General features: G+C 63.6%; 14 protein-coding genes. 12 read left to right on the top strand and 2 right to left on the bottom strand.

The window, feature by feature from the left end; translation table 11 throughout:
- Positions 1-11: 11 nt before the first annotated feature.
- The 3 genes from glgA to BMI85_RS11940 are packed head-to-tail and all read left to right on the top strand — an operon-like array spanning position 12 to position 5,070.
- Positions 12-1,433: a glycogen synthase GlgA gene (gene glgA / locus BMI85_RS11950; protein ID WP_078601432.1), complete on the top strand. Its 1,422-nt coding sequence runs from the start codon at positions 12-14 to the stop codon at positions 1,431-1,433.
- Positions 1,430-3,448: a glycogen debranching protein GlgX gene (gene glgX / locus BMI85_RS11945; protein ID WP_078601431.1), complete on the top strand. Its 2,019-nt coding sequence runs from the start codon at positions 1,430-1,432 to the stop codon at positions 3,446-3,448. The genes glgA and glgX overlap by 4 nt, the downstream gene beginning before the upstream one ends.
- Complete coding sequence (locus BMI85_RS11940; RefSeq protein ID WP_078601430.1) at positions 3,445-5,070, top strand: alpha-D-glucose phosphate-specific phosphoglucomutase; 1,626 nt, start codon at positions 3,445-3,447, stop codon at positions 5,068-5,070. The genes glgX and BMI85_RS11940 overlap by 4 nt, the downstream gene beginning before the upstream one ends.
- A gap of 123 nt (positions 5,071-5,193) precedes the next feature.
- Here BMI85_RS11940 and BMI85_RS11935 read toward each other — a convergent pair whose 3' ends face one another.
- Together BMI85_RS11935 and BMI85_RS11930 are read right to left on the bottom strand one after the other, a co-directional pair.
- Positions 5,194-6,165, bottom strand: coding sequence for a quinone oxidoreductase (locus BMI85_RS11935; protein WP_078601429.1), 972 nt, complete (start codon positions 6,163-6,165; stop codon positions 5,194-5,196).
- 47 nt (positions 6,166-6,212) lie between these two features.
- Positions 6,213-7,142 carry a LysR family regulator CbbR gene (locus BMI85_RS11930; RefSeq protein WP_078540940.1) on the bottom strand — a complete coding sequence of 310 codons (930 nt, stop codon included), beginning with the start codon at positions 7,140-7,142 and terminating at the stop codon, positions 6,213-6,215.
- A gap of 107 nt (positions 7,143-7,249) precedes the next feature.
- On the opposite strand from BMI85_RS11930, the gene BMI85_RS11925 reads away from it, so the two are divergent.
- The 9 genes from BMI85_RS11925 to BMI85_RS11885 all read left to right on the top strand — a co-directional run bounded on the left by BMI85_RS11925 (position 7,250) and on the right by BMI85_RS11885 (position 18,424).
- On the top strand, positions 7,250-8,245 hold the full coding sequence (locus BMI85_RS11925; protein ID WP_078601428.1) for a class 1 fructose-bisphosphatase: 996 nt from the start codon (positions 7,250-7,252) through the stop codon (positions 8,243-8,245).
- Between the two features lie 3 nt (positions 8,246-8,248).
- The gene (locus tag BMI85_RS11920; protein ID WP_078520678.1) at positions 8,249-9,121 is read left to right on the top strand and encodes a phosphoribulokinase; all 873 of its coding nucleotides are present in this window, start codon (positions 8,249-8,251) and stop codon (positions 9,119-9,121) included.
- Between the two features lie 17 nt (positions 9,122-9,138).
- Entirely contained in the window at positions 9,139-11,112 is a 1,974-nt protein-coding gene (gene tkt / locus BMI85_RS11915; protein WP_078601581.1) for a transketolase, read from the top strand.
- Positions 11,113-11,125: 13 nt separating this feature from the next.
- A complete protein-coding gene (gap, locus tag BMI85_RS11910) occupies positions 11,126-12,127 on the top strand; it encodes a type I glyceraldehyde-3-phosphate dehydrogenase (RefSeq protein WP_078601427.1) in 1,002 nt (333 codons plus the stop codon).
- Positions 12,128-12,171: 44 nt separating this feature from the next.
- Positions 12,172-13,251 carry a class II fructose-bisphosphate aldolase gene (gene fba, locus BMI85_RS11905; RefSeq protein ID WP_078540936.1) on the top strand — a complete coding sequence of 360 codons (1,080 nt, stop codon included), beginning with the start codon at positions 12,172-12,174 and terminating at the stop codon, positions 13,249-13,251.
- Positions 13,252-13,322: 71 nt separating this feature from the next.
- The gene (locus BMI85_RS11900) at positions 13,323-14,756 is read left to right on the top strand and encodes a form I ribulose bisphosphate carboxylase large subunit (RefSeq protein WP_078540934.1); all 1,434 of its coding nucleotides are present in this window, start codon (positions 13,323-13,325) and stop codon (positions 14,754-14,756) included.
- 41 nt (positions 14,757-14,797) lie between these two features.
- Positions 14,798-15,163, top strand: coding sequence for a ribulose bisphosphate carboxylase small subunit (locus BMI85_RS11895; protein WP_078520682.1), 366 nt, complete (start codon positions 14,798-14,800; stop codon positions 15,161-15,163).
- A gap of 84 nt (positions 15,164-15,247) precedes the next feature.
- Positions 15,248-16,084 carry a CbbQ/NirQ/NorQ/GpvN family protein gene (locus tag BMI85_RS11890; RefSeq protein ID WP_078601426.1) on the top strand — a complete coding sequence of 279 codons (837 nt, stop codon included), beginning with the start codon at positions 15,248-15,250 and terminating at the stop codon, positions 16,082-16,084.
- Between the two features lie 12 nt (positions 16,085-16,096).
- Entirely contained in the window at positions 16,097-18,424 is a 2,328-nt protein-coding gene (locus tag BMI85_RS11885; RefSeq protein ID WP_078601425.1) for a VWA domain-containing protein, read from the top strand.
- Positions 18,425-18,430: the final 6 nt, after the last annotated feature.

Here is an 18,430-nt window from a genome sequence, read left to right as displayed (position 1 = left end):
AGAGCGAAGATATGAAACGCGTGCTCTCGGTTGCGTCAGAAGCGGTTCCGCTGATCAAGACGGGCGGTCTGGCCGATGTGGCAGGCGCCTTGCCCGCCGCGCTCAAAGGGCAGGGCTGGGAGATGCGGGTGATGATCCCGGCCTATCGCGGGATTCTGAAAAAGCTGAAATCACCGAAACCGGTATGGGAAAGCGAGAGCCTCTATGGCGGCCCGGCGCGTCTGGTGCTGGGAAAGGCGGGCGGCATCGAGGTTCTGGCGCTGCAGGCCGACCATCTGTTCGACCGGGACGGGGGCCCGTATTCGCAAGACGGGCGCGACTATCCCGACAACGCGGAACGCTTCGCAGCGCTCAGCTTCGTCGCCGCCGAGATTGCGCGCGAGGGTGCAGGCAAATGGCAGCCCGATCTGGTGCATTGCCACGATTGGCAGACCGGGCTCGTGCCGTGGTATCTGCGCGGCACCGGCATTCCGACGGTGATGACGATCCACAACATCGCGTTTCAGGGCCGGTTCGGCCGCGACAAGCTGGCGGCGCTCGGGCTGCAGACCTGGGATTTCACCCGCGAAGGCGTGGAATTCTGGGGCGATATCTCGACGCTGAAAGCCGGGCTGGTCGCGGCGAGCGCGATCACCACGGTCAGCCCGCGCTATGCAGACGAGTTGATGCGCGGCGAGTTCGGCATGGGGCTGGAAGGTGTCATTCAGGCGCGCGCGGGTGACCTGCACGGTATTCTCAACGGGATCGATCTGGATGTCTGGAACCCCGAGACCGATCCGGAAGTGAGCTCTTTCTCGGCGGCGAAACCCGGCGGAAAATCGAAGAACCGCAAAGCTTTGGAGGCCGAATTTGATCTCGATGTGCCGGGACCGCTGGCGATCCTGATCTCGCGCCTGACGCCACAAAAGGGTATCGACCTGATCGCACCTGCGCTCGGGCCCTATCTCGAGGCGGGCGGCGGTCTTGCGGTGCTGGGATCGGGCGACGGTTGGGCGGAAGACGCGATGCGCGACCTTGCCGCGCGCCACCCCGGCCGGGTCGGCGTGAAGATCGGCTATGACGAGGCGCTGAGCCATCGGATGTATGCAGGCGGCGATGCGGTGCTGGTGCCGTCGCGCTTCGAGCCCTGCGGACTGACCCAGCTCTACGGGCTGCGCTATGGGTGCTTGCCGGTGGTCTCCGCCGTGGGCGGCCTCGCCGATACGGTGGTGGGCGCGACCCCTGCAACCGAGGCCGCAGGCGCATCGACCGGTATCGTCTTCCATCCCGTCGACGATCTCGCGTTGCGGCAGGCGCTGATGAAGCTGATCGCGCTACACGGCGATCGCAAGGGCTGGGCCGCGATGCAGCGCCGAGCAATGAAGACCGACTGGGGCTGGGACGGTTCGGCCGCACGCTACGCCGCTCTTTATGACGCGCTCCTCGGCCGATGAAGATTACTCCCGGAAAACCGGACCCGCTGGGCGCCACGCCCTGCGAGGGCGGCGTGAACTTCGCGCTGGCCTCGGCCTATGCCGAGCGGGTGGAGCTGTGCCTGTTCACCAAATCTGGCGAGCAGCGGATCGACCTGCCGGGGCGCACCGGGCCGACATGGCACGGCTTCGTTGCGGGTCTTAAGCCGGGGGCGCGCTACGGCTACCGGGTGCATGGGCCCTGGGCGCCCGAGGCGGGGCATCGGTTCAACCCGGCGAAGCTTCTGATCGACCCCTATGCGCGCGAGATCGACTCGAAGATCAGCTGGCAAGCCCCTATGCAATATGGGAAATCCAAGCCTGACCGGCGCAATAGCGCGAGCGTCACGCCGAAATCCGTGGTGGCCGAGATCGCGCGGCCCGAATGGGATCGGCCGCAGCATAGCTGGTCGGAGACAGTGATTTACGAGGCCCATCCCAAGGGGCTCACGATGACCCATCCGGACGTGCCCGAAGCCTTGCGCGGCACCTGGGCGGGGCTCGCCTCCGATCCGATCCTGTCGCATCTCACCGATCTCGGGATCACCGCGATCGAACTGCTGCCGAGCTGCGCCTTTCTCGATGACCGCTTCCTCGTCGAGAAGGGCTTGAGCAATTACTGGGGCTATCAGCCCATCGCCAATTTCGCGCCTGAGCCGCGCTATTCCGGCGCCGATCCGCGCGCCGAATTCCGCGAGATGGTGCGGCGCTTCCATAGCGCCGGGATCGAGGTGATCCTCGACGTCGTCTACAACCACACGGGCGAGGGCAATGCGATCGGGCCGATGCTCAGTCTGCGTGGGATCGACAATGCGAGCTATTACCGCCTGACGCCCGAGGGCGCCTACATCGACGAGACCGGAACCGGCAATACGCTGGACCTGTCGAACCCGCTCTGTCTGCGGCTCGTGATGGATTGCCTGCGCCATTGGGTCGAGGAGATGGGCGTCGATGGCTTCCGCTTCGATCTGGCGGCGACGCTGGCGCGCGGCACCTCGGGAGCGGTTGAGGCGCATGCGCAATTTCTCACCGCGATCGAGCAGGATCCGGTGCTGCGAAGGGTTAAGCTGATCGCGGAGCCCTGGGATATCGGTCCAGGCGGCTATTACCTCGGTGGCTTCCCGCATCCGTTCACCGAATGGAACGACCGTTTCCGCGACGATGCGCGGCGGTTCTGGCGCGGCGACCGGGGCATGGCGGGCGATCTGGCGCGGCGCGTGGCAGGCTCGGCGGAAATCTTCGACCAGAAGGGGCGGCCCGCGACGGCTTCGGTGAATTTCATCACCGCCCATGACGGCTTCACGCTGCAAGACCTTGTTTCCTATGGCGAAAAACAGAACCTCGCGAATGGCGAGGAAAACCGCGACGGCCACGACGCGAATTTCTCGGAGGCGCTGGAGAGCGTCGAGGCGCAGGCCCTGCGCAAACGCGCGCTGCTTGCGACGCTGATGATGAGCCAGGGCGTGCCAATGCTGCTGGCGGGCGACGAGATCGGCAATTCGCAGGGCGGCAACAACAACGCTTATGCGCAGGATAACGAGATCGGCTGGGTCGACTGGAGCACGCCCGACGATACTTTAAAAACCTTCGTCAAGCATCTGATCCAGATACGCAAAGATCACCGCGTCCTGCGACAAAACCGCTATCTGCACTCGCTGATCCGCAAGCAGGACGGGATGCGCGATCTGATCTGGCGGCTTGCCTCCGGCGAAGAGCCCGAGCCGCATGATTGGAACGACCCCGAACTGCGCTGCATCGGCGTCGAAATCCGCGGCGCCGCCGAAGGACCCGCAGGCGAGGCCGGAAGCGAAGCCGTCTACGTGATCCTCAACGCAGGGCCCGCGTGCGATGTGAAATTGCCGCCGGGCCGCTGGACTCGCGCGCTCGCTTCCGCCTTGCCCGGACGAGAAGCGGAACAAATCGACGCCCCCGAGGCTTGCCTTGCCGCACAATCCGTTCAAGTCTTTACCCGCGCCACAGTGCAGGAGAAATCATGACCCGCCACGCGACCCAGCCCATTGACGGCCAGAAACCCGGCACCTCGGGGCTGCGCAAGAAAACCCGCGTTTTCATGCAGCCAAGCTACCTCGAGAATTTCGTGCAATCGACCTTCGACGCAATCGGCGGCCTGCGCGGCAAGACCTTGGTTCTTGGCGGTGACGGGCGTTACTTCGGACGGGAAGCGGCAAGCACGATCCTGAAAATGGCCGCCGCCAACGGGGCCGCGCGGGTGATCGTGGGGCAGGGTGCGTGGCTGTCCACGCCCGCCGCGTCGAACCTGATCCGGCAGCGCCAGGCGGATGGCGGGATCATCCTCTCGGCCAGCCACAATCCGGGCGGCCCGGAGGAAGATTTCGGCGTCAAATACAACTCTGCAAATGGTGGCCCCGCGCCGGAATCGATCACCTCGGCGATCCACAAGCGCACGCAGGAGCTCAGCGAATATCATCTGCTGGATGCAGCAGATCCCGATCTGGACAGCCTCGGCGAGACGCCGCTCGGAGAGATGACCGTCGAAGTCGTCGACCCGGTTACCGCCTATGCCGACCTGATGGAAACAATATTTGATTTCAACGCGTTGCGGGACGTCTTTAAAGCGGGCTTCCGGATGCGGATGGACTCGATGTGCGCCATCACCGGACCTTACGCGGTTGAGATCTTCGAGAACCGCCTTGGCGCACCCGCAGGGACCGTCACGCATGGCACGCCGCTGCCGGATTTCGGCGGCATGCATCCCGATCCGAACCCGACCTGGGCGCATGAGCTGATGGACGAGATGATGGGCGAAAATGCCCCGGATTTCGGCGCGGCCTCGGATGGCGATGGCGACCGGAACATGATCCTGGGCGCGGGGACCTATGTCTCGCCGTCGGACAGTCTCGCGGTGCTGGCCGCAAACGCGCATCTCGTGCCGGGCTACAAGGACGGGCTGAAGGGCGTCGCACGCTCGATGCCGACCTCGGCGGCGACGGACCGGGTGGCCGAGGCACTTGGCCTCGATTGCTACGAGACGCCGACGGGCTGGAAGTTCTTCGGCAATCTGATGGATGCGGGACGCGTGTCGCTCTGTGGCGAGGAAAGCTTCGGCACGGGCTCCGACCATGTGCGCGAGAAGGACGGGCTCTGGGCGGTGCTGATGTGGCTCAACATCCTTGCGGCGCGCAAGATGTCGGTGGCCGAGATCATGGCCGATCATTTCGCGCGTTACGGCCGCAACTACTATTCGCGCCACGATTACGAGGCGCTGCCGACCGAGCAGGCAGAGGCGATGCTGGACGATCTCCGCGCTCGCCTCGGAGAGCTGAAAGGGACGCAGGTCGAAGGACTTACGGTCGAAAGTTCAGGTGAGTTTTCCTATACCGATCCGGTCGATGGCTCGGTCGCGGAAGGTCAGGGTTTCCGTATTCTGTTCGAGGGCGGCTCGCGCGTCGTGCTGCGTCTGTCGGGCACGGGCACCGAGGGCGCGACGCTGCGCGTGTATCTCGAGCGCTATGCGCCGGGACCGGATGGGCTGGACCATGATCCGCAAGATGCGCTCGCACCGATCATCCGGGCGACAGAGGCGCTAGTGGGCATCCGTGAACGTACGGGGCGCCAGAAACCCGACGTCATCACCTGATACCGTCAGGCGACAAATCCAGCCGAAAAACAAAGTCGGGGGGCTGAAATCGCCCCCCGTTTTCATACCAGTGCTATACCGATAATCGGTATTATGTAAATTATAAGTGCGATTTGACGCCCATTATGGGGTCAAAACCGTGCTCCCGACCGTTTTCCGGCCCTCCAGCGCCTCATGGGCTGCGGCAACATCCTCCAGAGAAAAGCTCTGTGGCACGTCGATCTTGATCTCGCCTTTCCCAATCATCTCAAAGAGTTCTGCGGCGGAGTTACGCAGCCAGCCCGGCTGATCCGTGTGCTGGAACAAGGTCGGACGCGTCAGGAACAGGGAGTTGCGCGCCAGATCGCCGATCTTGAACTGATCCGCCGGTCCGGAGCTCTGTCCGAAGCACACCAGCGTGCCGAACCGCTTGAGCACATCGAGCGACGTCATCACCGTATCCGCGCCGACCGAGTCATAAACCGCGGCGACGCCCGCGCCATCGGTGAGCCGTTTGACCTCCGCGCCGAAATCCTCGGACCGGTAATCGATCACCGCGTCATAGCCGTGCTCGAGCGCCCGCGCGCATTTCTCAGGCCCGCCAGCCGTGCCGATCGCGCGCACGCCCTTGGCCTTCAGCCATTGTCCCGCGATCGAGCCGACGCCACCGGCCGCCGCATGGAAAAGCACGGTGTCGCCAGACTTTACGGGATATGAGTGATGGATCAGGTAATGCACGGTCAGACCTTTGAGCATCACCGCCGCCGCGACCTCATCGGAAATATCGTCCGGGATCGGCACAACGTTTTTCGCGGCCATCACCCGGTGGCTGGCATAAGCGCCGTTGGGCTGCGTATAGGCCACGCGCTGTCCGACCTGCAGATCGACGCCATCGCCGACCGCCTCGATTACACCCGCCGCTTCGCCACCGGTGATCAGATCGCTCTCGACGGGCCACGGATAGAGCCCCGTTCGGAAGTAAACATCGATGAAATTCAATCCGATAGCGGTATGTCTTAAAGTGACTTCGCCCGGACCCGGCTTGGGGACCTCGATTTCGATCTTGTGGAACTGGTCGCGCCCGCCGGGGCGCGAGATTGCCATCGCATAAGCCATGTTTTCCTCCCTGTTGCCGCGCAAAGGTACTGCGCGCGGCCCCGGCGTCAATCCGGGATCGGATGCGGCAGGAAGGCTCCGTTCATCTCTACGATCTCATCCCAGACGCGCAGCGCCAGTTCGCGCGGGCGCTCGCTCTCGCGGCGCACGAGGAACCAGTGGCGCATCAGAGGCAATCCCGGCGCCGGGATCAGCGCCAGGCGTCCGGTCTCCAGCTCGTCCGTCACCGTGTGCAGGCTGAGAAACGCGATGCCGAGACCCGCCATCACCGCCTGCTTGATCGTCTCGTTGCTGTCCATCTCCAGCGTGTCATAGAGCCGCCCATCGCCGACCCGGTCGAGCCAGCGCGACATCAGGATACGCGTCCCCGATCCTTCCTCGCGCGAGATGAAGGTCTCGCCGAAAAGCTGCTCCAGATCGTCGGCCTTGGAAATCAGCGGATGGTCCGGCGGCGCGACCAGCGCGTGCGGATGCTGGCCGATCGGTTCGGCCACGACGGGCGGATGGCGCGGCGGACGACCCATCACGGCGATGTCGAAACTGCCGCGCTCGATTCCCTCGATGATGGCCGAGCGGTTGCCCACGCGCAGCGCGACCTCGATCTCGGGATGGGCGTCTTGCAGCATCTTCACCAGCCGCGGCGCGAAATATTTCCCGGTCGAGACGACGCCCAGCGTAATCCGACCCACCTGCCCGCGCGCGATGGCGCTCAGCGTCGCCTCGGCCTGCGACAAGTTGTCCTCGATCCGCAGCGCGGTTTCGCGCAACGCCTTGCCGGCCTCGGTCAGCTCGGATCCCGCACCGTCGACGGCGCGCTGGATCAACTTCATCCCGACCGCATCTTCCAAACCCCGAATTTGCGTATGAATTGCGGGAGTTGTGAGGTTCAGGCTTTCCCCGGCTGCCGTCAGAGACCCACCCCGCGCCACCGCATCAAGCGCACGCAATTGCTTCAGCGTTACAGCGTTCATCCGCATCGAGTTTCTAATTCCCTTAACGCATATTCCCTTTATTTAAATTTCATAAAAATTCGATCCGGGCAATGGTCTGGCTCACAAGAACATCGACTTTGGAGGAGGAGAAGATGTCCGTGAGTTTCGACGGCCTCGGTATTTCTGCCGATCTTGCCGACACCATGACCCGCCTGACCAGCGTCGGCGCCCAGCTTGCCCGCATGATTGCGCGCAACGGGCTTGAGGGAAATCTGGCGGAAGCCGCAGGCACCAACGCCGGTGGCGACGGGCAGAAAGCGCTCGACGTGATCGCGGATGAGGCCTTCATGGATGCGCTGCGCGGTGGTGCGGTTCGTCATTACGCTTCGGAAGAACAAGACGAGGTGGTCGATTTCGGCGAGGGCACGCTCGCGCTTGCCATCGATCCGCTCGACGGATCCTCGAATATCGACGTGAATGTCTCGATCGGCACGATCTTCTCGATCTTCGAGGCCGCCGACGACATGGATGCCAGCTTCCTGCGCCCGGCCAATGAGCAGATCGCAGGCGGCTACATCATCTTCGGGCCGCAGACCGCGCTGGTCGTGACCTTCGGCAAGGGTGTGCAGCAATGGGTTCTCGAGCCCGGCAGCGACATCTGGCGCCGCGTGGCCGATCCGAAGCCCCTGCCCTCCGAGACCTCGGAATACGCGATCAACGCGTCGAACTATCGCCACTGGCCGCAGCCGATCCGCGCTTTCATCGACGATCTCGTCGCAGGCGCCGAAGGTCCGCGCGGGCGCAATTTCAATATGCGCTGGATCGCCTCTCTGGTGGCCGAAACCCATCGCATCATCTCGCGCGGCGGCGCCTTCCTCTATCCGGGCGACGACCGCGACGGCTACGAGCACGGCCGTCTGCGCCACGTCTATGAATGCGCGCCGATCGCGATGCTGATCGAGCAGCTCGGCGGCGAGGCCACCGACGGCGCCGATCCCATCATGTCCGCGACGCCCGACCGGCTGCATGCCCGCACGCCCTTCGTCTTCGGCTCGGCCAGCAAGGTCGCCCGCGTCGCCGCCTATCACGACTTGCCGCAGGATGAAGCCCACGCGCTCTTCAACACCCGCGGCCTCTTCCGGAGCTGATACATGTCCAAGAAACACCCCATCATTTCCGTCGTCGGTTCCTCCGGTGCAGGCACCTCGACGGTGAAATCGACCTTCGATCAGATCTTCCGTCGCGAAGGGATTTCCGCGGTCTCGATCGAGGGGGACGCCTTCCACCGCTACAACCGCGCCGACATGAAGGAAGAGCTGCAAAAGCGCTACGACGCGGGCGATCAGGGCTTTTCCCACTTCTCCTATGAAGCCAATGAACTCAAGGAGTTGGAGCGCGTCTTTCGCGAATATGGCGAGACCGGCAAGGGCAAGACCCGCCATTACGTCCATGACGATGCCGAGGCCGAGAAATGGGGCACGCCGCCCGGTCATTTCACCGAGTGGAGCGATTTCGAGGACGAATCCGACCTGCTTTTCTACGAAGGTCTGCACGGCTGCGTGGTCAATGACGAGGTGAACCTCTCGGCGCTGGCCGACCTGAAGATCGGCGTGGTTCCGGTGATCAACCTCGAATGGATTCAGAAAATCCATCGCGACCGCGCCTCGCGGGGCTACACGACGGAAGCGGTCACCGACGTGATCCTGCGCCGCATGCATTCCTACGTGAACTGCATCACGCCGCAATTCACCGAAACGGATATCAACTTCCAGCGCGTGCCGGTCGTCGACACCTCGAACCCGTTCGTGGCGCGCTGGATCCCGACGGCGGATGAGAGCCTCGTGGTGATCCGCTTCAAGAACCCGCGCGGCATCGATTTCCCCTACCTCACCTCGATGATCAACGGCTCCTGGATGAGCCGCGCCAACTCGATCGTCATTCCCGGCAACCGTCAGGATCTGGCCATGCAGCTGATCCTCACCCCCCTCATCGAGCGCATCGTGCGTGAATCGAAGCGGGCTTGAGAAGGATGAACAAGGTGATGAAAGACATTCAAATCACGCAAGAAACGCGCATGGCGAATGCGATCCGTGCGCTTGCGATGGACGCGGTGCAAAAGGCCAATTCGGGCCATCCCGGGATGCCGATGGGCATGGCCGATGTGGCGACCGTTCTATTCAACCGCTTCATCAATATCGATCCCACCGCGCCGAAATGGCCCGACCGCGATCGCTTTGTTCTGTCGGCGGGCCATGGCTCGATGCTGATCTACGCGATCAACCATCTGCTGGGCTATGAAGACATGGGCATGGACCAGATCAAGGCGTTCCGCCAGCTGGGGTCGCGCACCGCTGGCCACCCGGAATACGGCCATGCCGAGGGGATCGAAGTGACCACCGGGCCGCTCGGTCAGGGTATCGCCACGGCGGTGGGGATGGCGATTGCCGAAAAGATGAAGAACGCGCGCTATGGCACTGATCTGGTGGATCATTTCACCTATGTCATTGCAGGCGACGGCTGCCTCATGGAAGGGATCAGCCACGAGGCGATCGACCTCGCGGGGCATCTCGAGCTCGGCAAGCTGATCGTGATGTGGGACGACAATTCGATCACCATCGACGGTGACACGGATCTGTCCACCTCGATGGACCAGAAGGCGCGTTTCGCGGCGGCTGGCTGGCATGTCCTCGAATGCGACGGCCATACGCCGACCGAGATCGCCGACGCGATCGAGGCCGCGCGTCAGGATCCGCGCCCCTCGATGATCGCCTGCCGCACCATCATCGGCTTCGGCGCGCCGAATAAGCAAGGCGGTCACGATGTCCACGGCGCACCGCTGGGTGACGCGGAAATCGCCGCCGCGCGCAAGCAGCTGCATTGGGATCACCCGCCCTTCGACATCCCTGCGGCGATTTACGACGAATGGGGCCGGATCGCGTCGCGAGGCGCGCGGGCGCGGGCGGAGTGGGAACAGCGGTTGAATACCGCAACCGTCCGCGCCGAATTCCTCGCTGCGGAAGAGGCCGACACCAGCCCTCTGACCGCCGCGATCGCCGCATACAAGCGCAAACTGTCGGAGGAGAAGCCCAAGGTCGCGACCCGCAAGGCGAGCCAGATGGCGCTGGAAGTGGTCAACGCCACCCTGCCCTTCACCGTTGGCGGCTCGGCCGATCTGACCGGCTCGAACCTGACGAAATCCTCGGGCATGAAATCGATCACGCCCACCGATTTCACCGGCGATTACATCCATTACGGCATTCGCGAGCACGGCATGGCCGCCGCGATGAACGGCATCGTGCTGCATGGCGGGCTGCGGCCCTATGGCGGCACCTTCATGGCCTTCGCGGATTACTGCCGCCCCGCAATTCGTTTGTCGGCGCTGATGGGCGTGCCGACCTGCTATGTCATGACCCATGACTCGATCGGCCTCGGCGAGGACGGTCCCACCCATCAGCCGGTAGAGCATCTGGCCTCGCTCCGAGCCATTCCAAACTTGCTCATCCTCCGGCCGGCTGATGCGGTGGAGACCGCCGAGGCTTGGGAAATCGCCATGACCTCGACGGCCATGCCGACGATGATCGTAGCCTCGCGTCAGGGTCTGCCGACGGTTCGCACCGAACACACGGACGAGAACCTCACCGCCCGCGGCGCCTATCTGCTGCGTGCCCCCGAGGCCCGCGACGTGACGCTGATCGCCACCGGGTCCGAGGTCGAGATCGCGATGGCGGCAGCCGACCAGCTGGCCGAGCAAGGGATCAAGGCGGCGGTCGTTTCCGCGCCGTGTTTCGAGCTCTTCGAGAAACAGGATGCGGCGTATCGCGCCGAGGTTCTGGGCGATGCCCCGCGCGTCGGCTGCGAAGCGGCGATCCGTCAGGGTTGGGATCTCTTCCTGCGCCCAGAGGACCGCTTCGTGGGCATGACCGGTTTCGGGGCCTCGGCCCCTGCACCGGCGCTCTACAAACACTTCAACATCACGTCCGAAGCGATTGTTTCGGATGCAAAAGAACTGATCTGAGGGACTAACGAGAATGACGGTTAAAGTTGCCATCAACGGGTTTGGACGTATCGGCCGCAACGTGCTGCGCGGGATCATTGAATCGGGTCGCACCGATATTGAGGTGATCGCGATCAACGATCTGGGCCCGGTCGAAACCAACGCCCATCTGCTGCAATTCGACAGTGTCCACGGCCGCTTCCCGCAGGAGGTTACCACCGGCGAGGACTGGATCGACGCAGGCCGCGGCAAGATCAAGGTCACCGCAATCCGCGATCCCAAGGAGCTGCCCTGGGGCGACGTGGACATCGCGATGGAATGCACGGGCATCTTCACCGCGCGCGAGAAAGCGGCCTTCCACCTCGAGAACGGCTCGAAGCGCGTGCTGGTCTCGGCTCCGGCTGCCGGTGCCGACAAGACCATCGTCTTCGGCGTCAATGACGGTGCGCTGACGAAGGACGATCTGGTCGTCTCGAACGCGTCGTGCACGACGAACTGCCTCTCGCCGGTCGCCAAGGCGCTCAATGACGCGATCGGCATCTCGAAAGGCTTCATGACGACGATCCACAGCTATACCGGCGACCAGCCGACGCTCGATACGATGCATTCCGACATGTATCGCGCCCGCGCCGCCGCCCTGTCGATGATCCCGACCTCGACCGGGGCCGCGAAAGCCGTGGGTCTGGTGCTGCCGGAGCTCAATGGCAAGCTCGACGGTGTCGCGATCCGCGTGCCGACGCCGAATGTCTCGGTCGTCGATCTGGTCTTCGAGGCCGCGAAGGACACCACGGTGGAAGAGGTCAACGCGGCTATCCGCGCCGCCGCTGACGGCCCGATGAAGGGCATCCTCGGCTACACCGACAAACCCAATGTTTCCAGCGACTTCAACCACGACCCTCACTCGTCGGTCTTCCACATGGACCAAACCAAAGTGATGGACGGTCGGATGGTCCGCATCCTGAGCTGGTACGACAACGAATGGGGTTTCTCCAACCGCATGGCGGACACCGCCGTCGCGATGGGAAAACTCCTCTAACCGCGGTTCGAACCGTTTGGCCCACAACGTAAGGAACACCTGATATGGCATTGATTACGCTCAGACAACTGCTCGATCACGCCGCGGAATACGGCTACGGCGTGCCGGCGTTCAACATCAACAACATGGAACAGGGGATCGCCATCATGAAGGCGGCGGCGAAATGCGACGCCCCCGTCATCATGCAAGCCTCGCGCGGCGCGCGCAGCTATGCCGGCGACATCATGCTGCGCCACATGATCCAGGCGCTGTCGGAGATGTATCCCGACATCCCGCTCTGCATGCATCAGGACCACGGCAATAACGAGGCCACCTGCCTCACCGCGATCCGCCATGGCTTCACCTCCGTGATGATGGACGGCTCGCTGAAGGAAGACATGAAGACCCCCGCCGATTGGGACTACAATGTCGCGATCACCAAGCGCGTGGCCGACATGGCCCATTGGGTCGGCGCTTCGGTCGAGGGCGAGCTGGGCGTGCTCGGTAATCTCGAGACCGGCGAAGCGGCGGAGGAAGACGGCTCGGGCGCGGTTGGCAAACTCAGCCATGACCAGCTGCTGACCGATCCCGACGAGGCGCTCGATTTCGTCAAGCTGACCAAGGTCGACGCGCTGGCGATCGCCTGCGGCACCAGCCACGGCGCCTACAAGTTCTCGCGCAAGCCCACGGGCGACATCCTCGCGATCAGCCAGATCGAGAAGATCCACGCGAAGATCCCGAATGTTCACCTCGTGATGCACGGCTCGTCCAGCGTTCCGCAATATCTGCAGGATCTGATCAACGAGTCCGGCGGCGAGATGCCCCAGACCTACGGCGTCCCGGTCGAAGAGATCGAGCGCGGCATCAAGTCGGGCGTGCGCAAGGTGAATATCGACACCGACAACCGGATGGCGCTGACGGCTCAGTTCCGCAAGGTCGCGCAGGACAAGCCGACCGAATTCGACCCGCGCAAATTCATGATCCCCGCGATGGAAGAGATGGAGAAGCTCTGCCTCGACCGCTTCCAGCGCTTCGGCACTGCCGGGAATGCCAGCAAGATCAAGGTGATCGACCTCGATGACATGGCCAAGCGCTATGCCGACGGATCGCTCGACCCGGTGATTTCCGCGGCTAAAGCCGCCTGACACACCCGCGATCCCGGCAGTCGAGCGCCCGGGGCCGCAGATATCGGATTTAGGGAGACAAGGAGACCCCGATGAACCAGCATGCAAATCCCGGTAAATACAGCGCCGGCGTCAAAGAGTACCGTGAAACCTACTGGGAGCCGAACTACACCCCCAAAGACAGCGACGTGCTCGCCGTCTTCAAGATCACGCCGCAGGCGGGTGTCCCGCGTGAGGAAGCCGCAGCCGCCGTCGCCGCGGAATCCTCGACCGGCACCTGGACCACGGTCTGGACCGACCTTCTGACCGATCTCGACTACTACAAGGGTCGCGCCTATGCGATCGAGGACGTGCCGGGCGACGACGAGAGCTACTACGCGTTCATCGCCTACCCGATGGGCCTGTTCGAGGAAGGCTCGGTCGTCAACGTCTTCACCTCGCTCGTGGGCAACGTGTTCGGCTTCAAGGCCGTCCGCGCGCTGCGTCTGGAAGATGTGCGTTTCCCGCTGTGGTTCGTGACCACCTGCGACGGCCCGCCCCACGGCATTCAGGTCGAGCGCGACAAGCTCGACAAATATGGTCGTCCCTTCCTCGGCTGCACGATCAAGCCGAAGCTGGGTCTGTCGGCGAAGAACTACGGCCGAGCGGTCTATGAGGCCCTGCGTGGCGGTCTCGACTTCACCAAGGATGACGAGAACATCAACTCGCAGCCCTTCATGCGCTGGCGTGACCGTTTCGAGTTCTGTCAGGAAGCGATCGAGAAAGCAGAGCGCGAAACCGGCGAGCGCAAGGGCCACTACCTGAACGTCACCGCGCCGAACATCGAGGAGATGTACAAGCGCGCCGAGTTCGCCAAGGAGATCGGCTCGCCGATCATCATGTCGGACTACCTGACGATGGGCTGGGCCGCGCAGGCCTCGCTGAGCCGCTGGTGCCGCGATAACGGCATGCTGCTGCACGTGCACCGCGCGATGCATGGCGTGATCGACCGCCACCCCAAGCACGGCATCAACTTCCGCGTTCTCGCGAAGATGCTGCGCCTTCTTGGCGGCGACCACCTGCACTCGGGCACCGTCGTCGGCAAGCTCGAAGGCGACCGCGAAGCGACGCTCGGCTGGATCGACCTGATGCGCGACAAATACGTCAAGGAAGACCGCTCGCGCGGCATCTTCTTCGATCAGGACTGGGGCCAGATGCCGGGCGTGCTCCCGGTGGCCTCGGGCGGCATCCACGTGTGGCACATGCCCGCGCTGGTCAACATCTTCGGCGATGACAGCTGCCTTCAGTTCGGCGGCGGCACGCTGGGCCACCCCTGGGGCAACGCAGCCGGCGCAGCGGCAAACCGCGTCGCGGTCGAGGCCTGCGTCAAGGCACGCAACGAGGGTCGCGATCTCGAGAAGGAGTCGAAAGACATCATGACCTCGGCCGCCAAGCACTCGCCCGAACTCAAGATCGCCATGGAGACGTGGAAAGAGATCAAGTTCGAGTTCGACACCGTGGACAAGCTGGACGTGGCGCACCGCTAAGGCGCGCCCCTCCCACCAACGCCTGAGAAAGGACTGACACCATGAGTGAAATGCAAGATTACGGCTCGCGTATTTCGGACCCGAACAGCCGCAAGATGGGCACCTTCTCCTATCTGCCCCAGCTCAACGACGACGAGCTGCGCAAGCAGGTGGAGTACATCGTCTCGAAGGGCTGGAACCCGGCCATCGAGCATACCGAGCCCGAGAATATGCGCTCGAACTTCTGGTATATGTGGAAGCTGCCGATGTTCGGGGAAACCGATGTCGATGCGATCTTCCGCGAAATCGAGATGTGCAAGAAGGCGAACCCGGGCAACCATGTCCGCCTCGTGGGCTACGACAACTTCAAGCAGACGCAGGGCACCTCGATGGTGGTGCACCGCGCCGACATGTCGGCCTCTGCCTGATCTGACACGAGGGGCGGGCTGCCGATCGCGGCGGCCCGCCCTGCCCCATTTTTCCGGATTTTCCAGCGCGACGGAGAGCCACCCATGAGCGATATCGACCCAGACCAGTTCCGTGTGAAGACCGAGCCCTATTACCGGCCCGTCGGCAACGAGATCGAGCAATATGCCGCCGCCTATGACGTGCGCATGCCGGTGATGCTCAAGGGCCCCACGGGCTGCGGCAAGTCGCGTTTCGTCGAATATATGGCGTGGAAGCTGCAGCGCCCGCTGATCACCGTGGCCTGTAACGAGGACATGACCGCCTCCGACCTGATCGGGCGGTTCCTCCTCGATATCAACGGCACGAAATGGCAGGACGGCCCGCTGACCGTCGCCGCGCGGATCGGCGCGATCTGCTATCTCGACGAGGTCGTCGAGGCCCGACAGGACACCACCGTCGTGATCCACCCGCTGACCGACCACCGCCGCCAGCTCCCGCTGGAGAAGAAGGGCGAGTTGGTCGATGCCCATCCCGATTTTCAGGTCGTGATCTCGTATAACCCCGGCTACCAGTCGATGATGAAGGACCTCAAGCAATCGACCAAGCAGCGCTTCGGGGCGATGAACTTCGACTATCCGCAGGCCGCGACCGAGGCCGAGATCGTCAGCCACGAGGCCGGGATCGACCTGAAGACCGCCGAACGCCTCGTGCAGGTGGCCGAACGCTCGCGCAACCTCAAGGGCCACGGGCTCGATGAGGGCATGTCGACGCGCCTTCTGGTCTATGCGGGCCAGTTGATCTCGCAGGACATTCCCGCGCCCGCCGCCTGCCAGATGGCGCTGGTGGAGCCGCTGACCGATGACGCGGATATGCGCGACACGTTGCAGGCGGCCGTCCAGACCTTCTTCCCAGAGATCACCGACAGTTCGAAGGTGGCCTAAGGAGCGCGTCCGATGAAGGTCGATCTCGACGATTACGCCGCCGATCTGATCAAATCCGCGCCGGAGCTGGTGGAGACCCTCGACGGGCTCTTCCACGAGGCGGCGCGGATGATGTCGCCCGCCGGTCTGAGGGATTACATGGACGGCGCGAAGGCGATGACCTCGCTCGGCAAGGGGCCGCGCCTGCTGATCTCCTATCTCGACGAGATGCCGCAGGTCGCCAAGGAATGCGGCGAGGACGTGATCCGCGACGTGGTGGGCGCGGTGCTGAAGCTGGCCTCGATGGTTTCGGGCGAAATTCTGGTGCTGATGCTCGACACGCTGCCCGGCGCCGCCAACCGTTTCGGTGACCCGGAGCTGCTGCGCGGCTATCTCGCGCTGCTGCACCGGCTGGCGGCCCGTGCGCCGCGGGGCCTGCGTCCGATGTTCGGCGTGCTCGAAGAGCTGCTGAGCAAACTCACGCTTTCGGGCCTACGCCGCTGGGTGGATTTCGGCGCCGAAGCCTATCGCCGCGACCTGCCGAAACAGGCGGATTACTTCGGTCTTGTTTCGGAAGACAGCCGAGCGGTCCTGAAACAGGAACGCCGCGGTACGCTCTTCATCGACAGCCAGCGCCGCTTGAACTTCTACCTCCGCGCCTTCTGGGCCCGCGATTTCTTCCTGCGTCCCTCTGCCGCCGACTTCGAAGGCTTCCGCCCCTTCATCGAGGACGGCGCGCTGCATCTGCCCGATGCGGTGGACGGGATCAACGGCGCCTCCGGCCTCGATCTCTACCGCGCGATGTGCGCCCATATGGCGGCCCATATCGTCTATTCCGATCATGGGCTGGGGCAGGAAGCGCTCAACCCCGCGCAGATCTTCCTGATCGGCATGATCGAGGATGCCCGGGTCGAATATTGCGCGACGCAGGCCTTTCCGGGGCTGCGCGCGATGTTCGACCGGCTGATGCCGGAAACGCCGCAAGGGCAATACGAACACGAGACGATGTATCTGCTGGAGAAGGTGGCGCGCGCGCTGAACACGCCCGGCACCCGCACCGGCGATCTGGAGATCGACAATCTCGTCGAGACCTTCCACGGCGAGATTGCGGGCAATGCGCGCGAGACGATGTTCTCCTGGTCGCTGGGGGTCGAGCTGTTCAACCTGCTCGCGCAGCGCCGCGCGGTGCCGTCCCTTCGCATTCTCGAATCTCTGAAAATTCCGTATCGCGACGACAACCGCTTCATCTGGTCGCTCTCGGATTACGACTGGTCGAACCAGAACGCCTACCAGCCTGCCCAAGGACAAGTGCGCAAGCGCGTGGGCCTGATGGAATTCGTCAACGAGGTCGATGTCGAGACCGCGGGCGACGATGCACAGGAAGTCTGGGTGCTCTCGTCAGAGCTGTTCCCCTACGAGGATGAGGGCGTCAGCTATAACGAGATGGAGGGCAAAGCCCCGATCTCCGACCCGTTTCACTACGGCGAGTGGGATTACAAGGTGCAGCTGATGCGCCCGTCGTGGTCGACCGTCTATGAACACCGGCCGCCAATGGGCGACCCGGACGAGATCGACACGATCCTGACCGCCCATCGCGGCATCCGGCATCGCATCAAGCAGATCGTCGACCGGCTGCGCCCGCAGGGCATCTCGCGCCAGCGGCGGCTGGAGGATGGCGACGAGCTGGACATCAACGCCGCCGTCGATGCGATGGTGATGCAGCGGATCGGCATGCAGCCCGACATGCGGATAACCATGCGCAACGTGATCAACCGGCGCGATCTGGCGGTCTGCATCCTGCTCGACCTGTCGGAAAGCACGAACGAGACCGTGCGCGGCTCGGACAAGACCGTGCTGGAGCTGACGCGCGAGGCCTCGGCGCTCGTGGCCTCGGCGATCTCCGGCATTGGCGACCCTTTCGCGATCCACGGCTTTTCCTCGGACGGTCGCCACGACGTGCAATATCAGCGCTTCAAGGATTTCGAACAGAAGCTCGATTCCGAGGTCAAAGGCCGCCTCGCGGGCATGAAAGGCGGGCTCTCGACCCGGATGGGCGCTGCGATGCGCCATGCCGCCCATCACCTGAGCCTGCGCCCCGAGGCGCACAAGCTGCTACTGATCGTTACCGATGGCGAACCCGCCGATATCGACGAGCGCGACCCGCAATATCTGCGCATGGATGCCAAGAAGGCGGTTGCGGAACTCCAGCAGATCGGCATTAACAGCTATTGTCTGACGCTGGACCCCGAGGCCGACGCCTATGTGTCGCGCATCTTCGGGGCCAACAACTTCACCGTGATCGATCAGGTCGAGCGCCTGCCCGAGAAACTGCCGACCCTGTTCGCGCAACTGACGAAATGATCCCCG

Source organism: Thioclava sp. DLFJ4-1, from assembly GCF_002020145.1.
Taxonomy (GTDB): Bacteria; Pseudomonadota; Alphaproteobacteria; order Rhodobacterales; family Rhodobacteraceae; genus Thioclava; species Thioclava sediminum.
This window is presented reverse-complemented; position numbering and strand designations above follow the sequence as displayed.